The following is a 12,506-nucleotide window of genomic DNA, read 5'->3' as shown; positions in this document are numbered from 1 at the left end:
ATTCATGCAGTGCCCCGCGTCCCCGCCGCCAGCTCGGGCCGCAATGTCGACTTCTTCTGTGCCGTGGTCATTGTTGGGTTGCTGGCCGGGGTCGCCGGGTTGTCGACGACGTTCGTGCTGCGCTTCGTTGAGCACCTGACCTACAACTACGGTTTCGGCACCCTGCTGGCCGGAGTCGCCGGCAGCAGTCCGGTGCGCCGAGTGCTAGGGCCGATGGTCGGTGCCGGGCTGGCCGGACTGGGCTGGTGGATCCTGCGGCGCCGTGCCGACGTGCCACCACTGGCCGGAACCATCGCCCGCCATGACTCGATACCGCGGCTGTCCTGGAGCATCGACGCCATGCTGCAGGTGCTGCTGGTCGGCTCGGGGGCATCGCTGGGCCGGGAGGGGGCTCCCCGCCAATTAGCCGCGGCGCTCGGCGATTTCGCGACTGGCTGGCTCAAGCGGCTGTCGGTACGCGACCGCGAGATCCTGCTGGCCTGCGCGACCGGCGCCGGCTTGGGCGCGGTGTACGCCGTGCCGCTGGCCGGCGCGCTGTTCTCGGCGCGGATCATGCTCAACACCTGGCATCCCAGGGCGCTGGGTGCGGCCGTCCTCACCTCCAGCCTGGCCGTCGCGATCGGCTCGGCCGACACCCGCGATCAGCCCAACCTGAACTGGCCGATCGGGGAGTCCACCTACCTGCTGACCGCGCACGGGCTGCTGCTGGCCCCGTTCGCTCTCGCGGTGGGGCTGGCGTTCAACCGGCTGATGGAGGCGGCGCGCCCCGCCCCACAGATCCGCAGCTGGGTGCTGATCCCCGGGCTGGCCGGCGCCGGTTGGTGATGGGCATCTGCTCGCACTGGTGGCCCGAACTGCCCGGCAATGGCCGCAGCATCCTGACGGTCAGCCTGGCCAGCGGTCTGACGCTGACGGCGGCGGCCGCGATCCTGGTGTTGAAGCCATTGTTGACCGCGCTGTTCCTGCGCGCCGGCGGGGCCGGCGGCATGCTGACACCGTCGCTGGCCACCGGCGCTGCAACGGGCACCCTGCTGGTGTTGACGATCAATTGGCTTGCCGGGACACACCTGCACGTGCCGGCGGTGTCATTGGCCGGTGCCGCCGGGGTGCTCGCGGTTACCCAGGGCTCACCGATCTGGGCCGCGATCTTCGTCTGGGAGCTGGCCCGGCCGCCGCTATGGCTGTTCTTTGTTTTTCTGTTGACCGCCACCGGTGCGCACGGACTGAAAAAGCTGCTGAGTGTGCGCGCGCAGAAGCATGACGAACGCGCCGGCTGAGCCGAGTACTACAGGGGCCGGATGTTGCCGGTCAGATGTGGATAGCCCTTGGCGATATTGCGCAGCGAAAGCTCCCAGCACCCCTGGTCGTTTTCGTCGATGTAGAGGCCCGTGGTCGCGGGCAGGATCACCGGCTTGCCGAACCGCACCGAGTACTTCGCCGCGTCCGGGATTCGAGCTTCGATATTAGCCAATACTGCTGCGGCACTGAACATTCCATGCGCAATGACGGTCGGGAACCCGAATAGTTTGGCGGCGATCGGATTGGTGTGGATCGGGTTGTGATCGCCGCCGATGACGGCGTAGCGGCGGATCTGGCCCGGCGTGATGCGCAGCACCGTGGGCGGCGGCGGCAGCTTTGGCTGTTTCTGGGGTGGCGGTTTGGGTTCGTCGGACAAGCTGGTGCGCTGCTGATGCAGGAAGGTCGTCACCTGGTGCCACGCGGTTTCGTTGCCGACACGTACGTCGGTCACCAGGTCGACCAGCAGGCCCTTGCGGTGCTCACGCAGATTCTCGGCATGCACCCGCACCCCGACGGTGTCGGTCACCGCGATCGGACGATACTGCGTGATGTGGTTCTCGGTATGCACCGAACCCATTGCGGCGAAAGGGAAGTCAAACCCCGTCACCAAAGACATCAGCGCTGGGAAGGTCAACGCAAACGGATAGGTAATCGGCACGTTGTTGCCGTAGCGCAGACCGGTAACCGCGGCGTACTCGGCCACGTTCGTCTGGTCGATAGGCAGCTCGTCGACGGTCACGATGCGGCTGGGCAGCTGATCCGACCGGGACACCAGCGGAAGCGCCCCGGCGGCCGCTCGCAGCATGTTACGCAGGCCGCTTGGTTGATTCATCGCGTTCTCCTCAAGCCTTGAGAAACCTACGCGCCCAGCATGGCCTGGCCGCAGACACGAATAACGTTGCCGGTCACCGCGTTTGACGCCGGGCTGGCGAAATAGGCGATCGTCTCGGCGACGTCGACCGGTTGCCCACCCTGGAACAGCGAGTTCAGCCGGCGGCCCACCTCGCGGGTGGCCAGCGGAATGGCTTCTGTCATCTTGGTTTCGATGAAGCCCGGCGCCACGGCGTTGATCGTGATGCCCTTCTCGTGCAGTCCCGGCGCTAGCGCCTGAGTGAGGCCGATCATCCCGGCCTTGGTGGTGGCGTAATTCGTCTGCCCGCGGTTGCCGGCGATGCCGGCCATCGACGACAAACCGATCACCCGGCCACCTTCTCCGATGCTGCCGTTTTCGATCAGGCCTTCGGTAAGACGTCGCGGAGCAAGCAGATTGACGGCCAGGACGGCGTCCCAGCGCGCGTCGTCCATGTTGGCCAGCAGCTTGTCGCGAGTGATGCCGGCGTTGTTGACCAGGATGTCGGCACGCCCGGCGTAGTGGTCGCGCAGGTGCTCGGTGATCTTGTCGACGGCATCGTCGGCGGTGACGTCGAGCCACAGCGCCGTGCCGCCCACCCGGCTCGCGGTTTCGGCCAGCGCCTCGGCGGCGGATTCCACGTCGATCGCGACGACGCGGGCACCGTCGCGGGCGAATACTTCGGCGATCGTCGCGCCGATGCCGCGGGCGGCGCCGGTCACGATCGCAACCTTGCCATCCAGCGGCTTGTCCCAGTCCGCCGGCGGAGTGGCGTCGTCGGCTCCCAGGTAGAAGACCTGGCCGTCGACGTAGGCCGATTTCGCCGAAAGGATAAACCGCAGAGTCGATTCCAGGCCTGTCGCGGCCGGTTTGGCCTCCGGCGACAGGTAAACCAGCGCCACGGTAGAGCCGTGGCGCAGCTCCTTGGCCAGCGATCGGGTGAAGCCCTCCAGTGCGCGCTGCGCGATCCGCTCGTCGGTGCTGCCCGCGGCATCGGGTGTGGTGCCGACCACGACGACGCGGGCGCAGTGGCCAAGATTACGCAGCAGCGGTGTGAAGAAATCGTGCAGCGCACGCAGCCCGCTGGGCGCGGTGATGCCGGTGGCGTCGAAAACCAGCCCGCCGAACCGGTCGGCCCAGCGGCCACCCAGATTGTTGCCGACCACGTCGTAGTCGTTGTCCAGCGCCGCCCGCAGCGGCTCGACGATCCTGCCGTCACCCCCGATCAGCAACGATCCGGACAGCGGCGCATCACCGGCTCGGTAACGGCGCAGGTTCTCGGGTTGTGGAACACCAAGTTGCTTTGCCAGGAAGGATCCGGGGCCGGAGTTGACGACTTGCGAGAACAGATCGGACGAACGATTGGGAGCCACTGAGCTGCCTTCCGTTTCTTGAGTGCCGTACAGGGCAACCGTATCGAGGACGAACTTACTGCAGAGTAACAACCGTGGGTAGTATGGGCCCCAACGGCCAATCCCCCAAACTGAAAATTGGAGATGAACGTGGCCCCTGCAAGTTCTGCGACAAGTGATTCGGTTGCTCAGGCGAGTGTGAAGTCCCGGCGCCGGGTCGCCGTGCTGGGCGGCAGTCGCATTCCGTTCGCGCGATCAGACGGCGCTTACGCCGAGGCGTCGAATCAGGACATGTTCACCGCGGCCCTGGGTGGGCTGGTGGACCGGTTCGGACTGGGTGGCCAGCGACTGGGCGTGGTCGTCGGCGGAGCCGTGCTCAAGCACAGCCGCGACTTCAACCTGATGCGCGAGTGCGTGCTGGGCGCCGAATTGTCTTCTTACACACCGGCATTCGATATCCAGCAGGCATGCGGCACCGGCCTGCAGGCAGCCATTGCGGCGGCCGACGGGATCGCGTCGGGCCGTTACGACGTCGCCGCGGCCGGCGGCGTGGACACCACGTCCGACCCGCCGATCGGGCTGGGTGACAACCTGCGCCGCACCCTGCTGAAGTTGCGCCGCTCCAAGTCAAACCTGCAACGGCTGAAGCTGGTGGGCACGCTGCCCGCCACCCTGGGCGTCGAAATTCCGGCGAACAGCGAGCCCCGCACCGGGCTGTCGATGGGCGAGCATGCCGCCATCACTGCCAAGCAGATGGGGATCAAGCGGGTGGACCAGGACGAGTTGGCCGTTGCCAGCCACCACAACATGGCCGCCGCCTACGACCGCGGCTTCTTCGACGACCTGGTCACACCCTTCCTGGGGCTGTACCGCGACGACAATCTGCGGGCCAACTCCAGCGCCGAGAAGCTCGCCACGCTGCGCCCGGTCTTCGGGGTGAAGGCCGGCGACGCGACGATGACGGCCGGTAACTCGACACCGTTGACCGACGGTGCCTCCGTCGCCCTGCTGGCCACCGAGGAGTGGGCCGCCGAGCATTCGTTGCCCGCGCTGGCCTACCTGGTGGACTCCGAGACCGCCGCGGTCGACTACGTCAACGGACGCGACGGGCTGCTGATGGCCCCGACGTACGCGGTACCGCGGCTGCTGGCCCGCAACGGGCTGACGCTGCAGGATTTCGACTTCTACGAAATCCACGAGGCCTTTGCGTCGGTGGTGCTGGCGCATCTGCAGGCGTGGGAGTCCGAGGAGTACTGCAAGGAGCGGTTGGGGCTGGACGCCGCGCTGGGGTCGATCGACCGGTCCAAACTCAACGTCAACGGCTCGTCGCTGGCCGCCGGCCACCCGTTCGCAGCCACCGGCGGGCGGATTCTCGCCCAGGCCGCCAAGCAGCTGGCCGAGAAGAAGGCGGAGAGTACTGGTCCGGTGCGCGCGCTGATCTCGATCTGCGCGGCCGGCGGGCAGGGTGTGGCCGCCATTTTGGAGGCCTGACCTACGCCCCGCAGGCGGCCTGTCGGCGCACCGCGGCGGCGATGACGTTCGTCACAGCGGGTTAGCAATGGCAAGGGATGGGTAACCGTTCCTGCGGATTGTCCCGTGTTGTGGTCTGACCCCCCGACCCCGACGGCAACACGGGGCATCCCTGATTCGACCGCCGGTATGAAAAACGACGGGCGTACGAAAAGGGCCGCCGCTGGTTTGAGGGGATCCAGCGGCGGTCTTTTTCGTATCCCGTCCCCACGACCCAAAATCCCCCGCTTCAGCGTGGAAGCGGGGGATTTTGCCTGCTCAGGCGAGTCGCTTAGAAGGCGGCCTCGTCGAGCTCCATGATGTCGTTGTCCAGCGTCTCGATCACCTCGCGGGTCCCGGCCAGCAGCGGCAGGAAGTTCTTCGCGAAGAACGACGCCACCGCGATCTTGCCCTCGTAGAAGGACCGCTCGGCGCCGCTGGCGCCGGCGTCAAGCGCGGCCACGGCCACCGCGGCGTGACGCTGCAGCAACCAGCCGATCACCAGGTCGCCGACGCTCATCAGGAAGCGCACCGAGCCCAGACCCACCTTGTACAGGCTGGTGACGTCCTCCTGCGCGGCCATCAGGTAACCGGTCAGGGTGGCCGCCATGGCCTGGACGTCTTCCAGAGCCTTGGCCAGGTGCTCGCGCTCGGTCTTCAACCGGCCGTTACCGGTCTCGGCGTCGACGAACTTCTGGATCTGCTCGGACACGTGCGCCAGCGCCACACCCTTGTCGCGGACGATCTTGCGGAAGAAGAAGTCCTGCGCCTGGATCGCCGTGGTGCCCTCGTAGAGCGAGTCGATCTTCGCGTCGCGGATGTACTGCTCGATCGGGTAGTCCTGCAAGAAACCGGACCCACCGAATGTCTGCAGGCTCTCGGTCAGCTTTGCGTAGGCCTGCTCGGAGCCGACGCCCTTGACGATCGGCAGCATCAGGTCGTTGACCTTGACCGCGAGGTCGGCGTCCACGCCGTGCAGCGCTTCGGCGACGGCCGCGTCCTGGTAGGTCGCGGTGAACAGGTACAGCGCGCGCAGACCCTCGGCGTACGCCTTCTGGGTCATCAGCGAGCGCCGCACGTCCGGGTGGTGCGTGATGGTTACGCGCGGAGCCGTCTTGTCGGTCATCTGCGTCATGTCGGCACCCTGCACGCGCTCCTTGGCGTACTCAAGTGCGTTCAGGTAGCCGGTCGACAGGGTGGCAATAGCCTTGGTGCCCACCATCATTCGGGCCTGCTCGATGACGTCGAACATCTGCGCGATACCGTCGTGCACCTCGCCCACCAACCAGCCGACTGCGGGCACGCCGTGCTGGCCCAGCGAGAGCTCGCAGGTGGCGGAGACTTTCAGACCCATCTTGTGCTCGACGTTGGTGACGAACACGCCGTTACGCTCACCCGGCTCGCCGGTCTCGTGATCGAAGTGGAACTTCGGCACGAAGAACAGCGACAACCCCTTGGTCCCAGGTCCCGCGCCCTCGGGGCGGGCCAGCACCAAGTGCATGATGTTCTCGAACAAGTCGTCGGAGTCGGCGGAGGTGATGAACCGCTTGACGCCGTCAATGTGCCAGGTGCCGTCCTCCTGCTGGACCGCTTTGGTGCGGCCGGCGCCGACGTCGGAGCCCGCGTCCGGCTCGGTCAGCACCATGGTGGCGCCCCAATTGCGCTCGGCAGCGAGCACGGCCCACTTCTTCTGCTCGTCAGTGCCGTTCTTGTAGAAGATCTCGGCCATGCCCGAGCCCATCGCGTACATGTAGGCCGCGGGGTTGGCGCCGAGGATGTGCTCGATCAGGGCCCACTGCAGCGCGCGGGGCATCGGCATGCCGCCGAGCTCCTCTTTCAGGCCGACCTTGTCCCAGCCGCCGTCGAACAGAGCGCGCATCGACTTCTTGAACGAGTCCGGCAGCGTCACCGTGTGCGTCTTGGGGTCGAAAACCGGCGGATTGCGGTCGCCGTCGACGAACGACTCGGCGATCGGCCCCTCGGCCAGCCGGCTCATTTCGGTCAGCATTTCGTGGGCGGTGTCGACATCCAGGTCGCTGAATGCGCCTTGGCCGAGCGCTTGGTCGACGCCCAACACCTCGAACAGGTTGAATGCCTGGTCGCGGACGTTGCTCTTGTAGTGGCTCACTACTCTCCTCCTCGTTGAGAATGCCACGGTGTGGTTGGGTGCTTCGGCTAAGTTACCCACCAGTAACACCGCTAAATATAGCTGCTGGATCGGTCGGCGCAAGTCAATGTGAGCTAGATTTCATTGCCTAATTAACCAACCGGTTGGGAAGTCCCAGGTCACGGCTTCGACAGGTGCTTTACCTGCGGCGATAATGGAACCGTGACAAGTGTGAAGAGCGTCACCGCCTTGCCTGTCGTGGACTTGACGGCCGATACCGGTGTGTTGCGCGAGGCCGCACATGAGGTGGGTTTCTTCTACCTGACCGGCCACGGCGTACCTCAGGCGCTCGTCGCGCGGGTGCTCGCGGCGGCCCGCGCGTTGTTCTCGCTACCGCAAGCCGATAAGGATGCCGTGGCGATGGTGCGCAGCCCGCATTTCCGCGGTTACACCCGGCTGGGTGGCGAGCTCACGCTCGGCGAGGTGGATTGGCGCGAGCAGATTGATATGCAGATTGATATTGGGCCCGAACGCCAGCCCGTGGGTGGGCCCGGACGGCCGGAATACCTCTGGTTGCAGGGCCCCAACCAGTGGCCGGCAGCGCTGCCCGAGTTGCCGGCGGTCATCGCCGAGTGGGACGCCGCCCTGTCGGTGGTGGCCCGCACCCTGCTACGGCACTGGGCGGCGTCGCTGGGCAGTCCGCCCGAGGTGTTCGACGCCGCTTTCGCCGAGACGCCGGCCACCCTGATCAAGGTCATCCGCTATCCCGCCCGCGCGGCGAGCCCGCAGGGCGTGGGCGCGCACCGGGACTCCGGGGTGCTGACGTTGTTACTGGCCGAGCCCGGCAGTCGGGGGCTGCAGGTGCGACGCCGCGACCGCTGGGTCGATGTCGCGCCGCTGGAGGGGGCATTCATCGTCAACATCGGCGAGCTGCTCGAGGTCGCGACCGGCGGCTATCTGCGGGCCATCGAGCACCGGGTAAATTTGGACGGCCAGGTCGCCGAGCGGATTTCGGTGCCGTTCTTCTTCAATCCCCGGCTGGACGCGCAGCTACCGGTGCTGTCGCTCCCCCCGGAGCTATTGGCACTCGCGGCGCGTACCGACAAGTCGTGGACACCGACCGACAACCCGTCGGACCCGATCTTCTCGGTTTACGGGCGAAATGCCTGGAAGAGCAGGCTGCGGGCGCACCCGGATGTGGCCGACGCGCACGGATATTCGAACGGTAGGGTCAGACAGGCGAATCCGTCGTCGGATCAAGGGGCGAATGAAGTCCAGTGAATGCATCGAACAAGCTGACTCCGACCTCACTGCGTGAGGCCTTCGGCCACTTTCCGTCCGGCGTGGTGGCGATCGCCGCCGAGGTTGCGGGAGTCCGGGTGGGCCTGGCCGCCAGCACCTTTGTCCCCGTCTCGCTGGAGCCGCCGTTGGTGTCGTTCTGCGTGCAGAACACGTCGACCACCTGGCCCAAGCTCAAGGACCTGCCGATGTTGGGCATCAGCGTGCTCGGCGAGGCGCACGACGAGGCCGCCAAGACGCTGGCGGCCAAGACCGGTGACAGGTTCGCCGGCATGGAGACGGTGTCCTACGAGTCCGGCGCGGTCTTCATCAAGGGCACCGGCCTGTGGCTGGAGAGCGCGATCGCGCAGCTGATCCCGGCCGGGGATCACGTCATTGTCGTACTGCGGGTCAACCAGGTGACGGTCGACGCCGAGGTGGCACCGATTGTCTTCCACCGCAGCGCATTCCGCAGACTTGGTGTCTGAGCCCTCGGCGTCTCGCCGGCAGTGCACGTTCGGCGAAAACGATGAGGGCGTCTAGCGCCTGAACAGCTTGTTGCCCAGCCAGACGATCGGGTCGTACTTGCGGTCGGCAACCCGCTCTTTCATCGGGATCAGCGCGTTGTCGGTGATCTTGATGTGTTCCGGGCACACCTCGGTGCAGCACTTGGTGATGTTGCAGAACCCGAGGCCGAAGTCCTCCTGCGCCATTTCGCGCCGGTCGAGTGTATCCAGCGGGTGCATCTCCAGCTCGGCGGCCCGCATCAAAAAGCGTGGACCGGCGAAGGACTTCTTATTCTCCTCGTGGTCGCGGACCACGTGACACACGTTGTTGCACAGGAAGCACTCGATGCACTTGCGGAACTCCTGCGAGCGCGCGACGTCCTCCTGCGCCATCCGGTACTCGCCGGGCTGCAGGTCCTTGGGCGGCGCGAAAGACGGGATTTCGCGGGCCTTTTCGTAGTTGAACGAGACGTCGGTGACCAGGTCGCGGATCACCGGGAAGGTGCGCAGCGGAGTGACCGTCACGACCTCGTCCTCGGCGAACGACGACATCCGGGTCATGCACATCAGCTTCGGCATACCGTTGATCTCGGCCGAGCAGGATCCGCACTTGCCCGCCTTGCAGTTCCATCGCACCGCGAGGTCCGGAGTCTGGGTCGCCTGCAGGCGATGGATGATGTCGAGCACCACTTCGCCCTCGTTGACCTCGACCGTGAAATCCTGCAGTGCGCCGCCAACATCGTCGCCGCGCCACACCCGCATCGTCGCGTCGTAGCTCATTAGCCTCTCCGTCCTGGGTGGTCGGCCAGCTCTTCGTCGGTGAAGTACTTTTCCAGCTCGGAGATCTCAAAGAGCTCCAAAAGGTCGGGCCGCATCGGCACCTGGTCCTCGCGGGTGACGGTGACGTCGGGAATCACGTCGTCGCCGCCGCCGGCGCGGCAGACCAGCAACACCTTGCGCCACGACGAGTCCATGCCCGGGTGGTCGTCGCGGGTGTGTCCGCCGCGGCTCTCGGTGCGCATCAGCGCCGCCTTGGCCACGCATTCGCTGACCAGTAGCTGGTTGCGCAGATCGATGGCCAGGTTCCAGCCGGGGTTGTACTCGCGGTGCCCCTCGACGTGAATGTGCTTGAACCGCTCCCGCAGCGCGGTGAGTCGTTCCAGCGCCTCGGTGATCTCCTCCGATTTGCGGATGATGCCGACCAGGTCGTTCATCGACTGCTGCAGTTCGTGTTGCAGCGTGTACGGGTTCTCCGCGGCGGTGCCGTTGGTCGGTGCCTCGAAGGGAGCCAGGGCGCGCTTCGCCGCCGCCTCGATCGAGTCCTCGCTGACGGTCGGACGACTGGCCAGGGCGCGCGCGTAGTCGGCGGCGCCCAGCCCGGCGCGGCGGCCGAAGACGAGCAGGTCCGACAGCGAGTTGCCGCCCAGCCGGTTGGAGCCGTGCATGCCGCCCGAGCATTCGCCCGCGGCGAACAGACCGGCGACGGTGGCCGCGCCGCTGTCGGGGTCGACCTCGACCCCGCCCATCACGTAGTGACAGGTGGGTCCGACTTCCATCGGCTCCTTGGTGATGTCGACGCCGGCGAGCTCCATGAACTGGTGGTGCATCGACGGCAGCCGGCGCTTGATCTCGTCGGGCGTCAACCGGGAGGCGATGTCCAGGTAGACACCGCCGTGCGGGGTGCCGCGACCGGACTTGACCTCGGAGTTGATCGCGCGGGCAACCTCATCGCGGGGCAGCAGGTCAGGAGTGCGGCGGGCCGAGTCGTTGTCCTTGAGCCACTGGTCGGCTTCTTGCTCGGATTCGGCGTATTGCCCCTTGAACACCGGCGGGATGTAGTCGAACATGAAGCGCTTGTTGTCGGAGTTCTTCAACACCCCGCCGTCACCGCGTACACCCTCGGTGACCAGGATCCCCTTCACACTCGGCGGCCAGACCATGCCGGTCGGGTGGAACTGGATGAATTCCATGTTGATCAGCGTCGCGCCGGCCCGCAGCGCCAGCGCGTGGCCGTCGCCGGTGTACTCCCAGGAGTTCGATGTCACCTTGAACGACTTGCCGATACCGCCGGTGGCCAGCACCACAGCGGGGGCGTCGAAGACGACGAACCGGCCGCTTTGACGCCAGTAGCCGAACGCCCCGGCGATCACGTCACCGTCTTTGAGTAGCTCGGTAATGGCGCATTCGGCGAAGACCTTGATCCGCGCCTCGTAGTGGCCGAGCTCGGCGAAGTCTTCCTGCTGCAGCGAGACGATCTTCTGCTGCATGGTGCGGATCAGCTCCAGGCCGGTGCGGTCACCGACGTGTGCCAGCCGCGGGTAGGTGTGCCCACCGAAGTTGCGCTGGCTGATCTTTCCGTCCTTGAGGCGGTCGAACAGCGCTCCGTAGGTCTCGAGCTCCCAGACCCGGTCCGGTGCCTCCTTGGCGTGCAGTTCGGCCATCCGCCAGTTGTTGAGGAACTTGCCACCGCGCATCGTGTCGCCGAAGTGGGTCTTCCAGTTGTCCTTGGGGTTGGTGTTACCCATGGACGCTGCGCAGCCGCCCTCGGCCATCACTGTGTGGGCCTTGCCGAACAGCGACTTGGTTACCACCGCGACCTTGAGACCACGTTCACGCGCTTCGATGACCGCGCGCAAACCCGCGCCGCCGGCACCGATCACGACCACGTCGTAGGAGTGCCGTTCGACCTCAGTCATAAAACCTCGCTCAGCTTGTTGTGCTTAAAGGGCTTGTCAGCCAACAAATCTCAGGTCAGAGATGGTGCCGCTGGCCACCAGTGCCACGTAGGCGTCGGTGAGCATCAGCGTGCCCAGGGTGATCCACGCGTACATCTTGTGCCGGGTGTTGAGCCGGCTGACCTGGGTCCAGATCCAATACCGCACAGGGTGTTTGGAGAAGTGCTTGAGCCGCCCACCGGTGACGTGCCGGCACGAGTGGCAGGACAGCGTATAGACCCACAGCATGATGACGTTGCCGAGCAGGACGATGTTGCCCAGGCCGAAACCGAATCCGCCGGGCCCGGTCTCGGAGTGGAACGCGACGATGGCGTCGTAAGTGTTGATCACCGAGATGATGCCGGCGATGTAGAAGAAGTAGCGGTGGGTGTTCTGGATGACCAGCGGGAGCTTCGTCTCGCCGGTGTAGTGCACGCGGGGCTCGGCCACCGCGCAGGCGGTGGGCGACTGCCACACCGTGCGGTAATAGGCGCCGCGGTAGTAGTAGCAGGTCAGCCGGAACAGCAGCAGGAACGGCAACGTCAGCGCCGCGTACGGCACAAACCACCAGTCCGGCAGGATCTGCGGCCAGAATTCGCTGGCCTCGCCGCACGCCTTGGCCATGCACGGCGAGTAGAACGGCGTCAGGTAGTGGTACTGCGGGACGAAGAAATAGGCCTTCTGCAACCCGCGCGCCGTCGCATAGATTAGGAATGCGGCGAAGCCGAGGTCGACGCGCAACGGCGACATCCACCAACGGTCGGTACGCAGTGTCCGATGCGGAATTTGGGCGCGCGTCGGTGAAAAGATGCCGGACGCAGGACGGTTCGCCGCAGGTGCGCTCATGCAAATGTTCCTCTTCGAACAGGGCTGTTGGTCGAAGAGTACAAG

The 12,506-nt window shown here is 65.9% G+C and carries 9 protein-coding genes and 1 pseudogene; 4 read left to right on the top strand and 6 right to left on the bottom strand.

Annotated features, from left to right (window positions below):
- The first annotated feature begins 9 nt into the window (after positions 1-9).
- Positions 10-1,277, top strand: a pseudogene (locus G6N54_RS16500) (chloride channel protein).
- 8 nt (positions 1,278-1,285) lie between these two features.
- Here the strand turns inward: G6N54_RS16500 and G6N54_RS16495 are convergent.
- Positions 1,286-2,131, bottom strand: a complete 846-nt coding sequence (locus G6N54_RS16495) for a MaoC/PaaZ C-terminal domain-containing protein (RefSeq protein ID WP_163791050.1) — start codon at positions 2,129-2,131, stop codon at positions 1,286-1,288.
- Positions 2,132-2,157: 26 nt separating this feature from the next.
- Positions 2,158-3,522 carry a 3-oxoacyl-ACP reductase gene (locus G6N54_RS16490; protein ID WP_163791049.1) on the bottom strand — a complete coding sequence of 455 codons (1,365 nt, stop codon included), beginning with the start codon at positions 3,520-3,522 and terminating at the stop codon, positions 2,158-2,160.
- Between the two features lie 129 nt (positions 3,523-3,651).
- Here G6N54_RS16490 and G6N54_RS16485 point away from each other — a divergent pair, with 129 nt between their 5' ends.
- A complete protein-coding gene (locus tag G6N54_RS16485) occupies positions 3,652-4,992 on the top strand; it encodes an acetyl-CoA C-acetyltransferase (protein WP_372513179.1) in 1,341 nt (446 codons plus the stop codon).
- 310 nt (positions 4,993-5,302) lie between these two features.
- Here G6N54_RS16485 and G6N54_RS16480 read toward each other — a convergent pair whose 3' ends face one another.
- Positions 5,303-7,138, bottom strand: coding sequence for an acyl-CoA dehydrogenase (locus tag G6N54_RS16480; RefSeq protein WP_163791047.1), 1,836 nt, complete (start codon positions 7,136-7,138; stop codon positions 5,303-5,305).
- 210 nt (positions 7,139-7,348) lie between these two features.
- Between G6N54_RS16480 and G6N54_RS16475 the strand changes: the two genes are divergently transcribed.
- Both G6N54_RS16475 and G6N54_RS16470 read left to right on the top strand, forming a co-directional pair.
- On the top strand, positions 7,349-8,398 hold the full coding sequence (locus tag G6N54_RS16475; RefSeq protein ID WP_163794777.1) for an isopenicillin N synthase family dioxygenase: 1,050 nt from the start codon (positions 7,349-7,351) through the stop codon (positions 8,396-8,398).
- Positions 8,395-8,883, top strand: coding sequence for a flavin reductase family protein (locus G6N54_RS16470; RefSeq protein WP_163791046.1), 489 nt, complete (start codon positions 8,395-8,397; stop codon positions 8,881-8,883). Before G6N54_RS16475 ends, G6N54_RS16470 begins: the two co-directional genes overlap by 4 nt.
- Positions 8,884-8,934: 51 nt before the next feature.
- Here G6N54_RS16470 and G6N54_RS16465 read toward each other — a convergent pair whose 3' ends face one another.
- The 3 genes from G6N54_RS16465 to G6N54_RS16455 are packed head-to-tail and all read right to left on the bottom strand — an operon-like array spanning position 8,935 to position 12,461.
- A complete protein-coding gene (locus G6N54_RS16465; RefSeq protein WP_163791045.1) occupies positions 8,935-9,681 on the bottom strand; it encodes a succinate dehydrogenase/fumarate reductase iron-sulfur subunit in 747 nt (248 codons plus the stop codon).
- Positions 9,681-11,597, bottom strand: coding sequence for a fumarate reductase/succinate dehydrogenase flavoprotein subunit (locus G6N54_RS16460; RefSeq protein WP_163791044.1), 1,917 nt, complete (start codon positions 11,595-11,597; stop codon positions 9,681-9,683). Before G6N54_RS16460 ends, G6N54_RS16465 begins: the two co-directional genes overlap by 1 nt.
- 36 nt (positions 11,598-11,633) lie before the next feature.
- A complete protein-coding gene (locus tag G6N54_RS16455) occupies positions 11,634-12,461 on the bottom strand; it encodes a hypothetical protein (protein ID WP_163791043.1) in 828 nt (275 codons plus the stop codon).
- Between the last annotated feature and the right edge of the window lie 45 nt (positions 12,462-12,506).

Source organism: Mycobacterium stomatepiae, from assembly GCF_010731715.1.
Lineage (GTDB): Bacteria > Actinomycetota > Actinomycetes > Mycobacteriales > Mycobacteriaceae > Mycobacterium > Mycobacterium stomatepiae.
This window is presented reverse-complemented; position numbering and strand designations above follow the sequence as displayed.

Coding starts and splice junctions, on each gene's coding strand:
- G6N54_RS16495 (WP_163791050.1), bottom strand. CDS start 2,131: ATGAATCAACCAAGCGGCCTGCGTAACATGCTGCGAGCGGCCGCCGGG.
- G6N54_RS16465 (WP_163791045.1), bottom strand. CDS start 9,681: ATGAGCTACGACGCGACGATGCGGGTGTGGCGCGGCGACGATGTTGGC.
- G6N54_RS16460 (WP_163791044.1), bottom strand. CDS start 11,597: ATGACTGAGGTCGAACGGCACTCCTACGACGTGGTCGTGATCGGTGCC.
- G6N54_RS16455 (WP_163791043.1), bottom strand. CDS start 12,461: ATGAGCGCACCTGCGGCGAACCGTCCTGCGTCCGGCATCTTTTCACCG.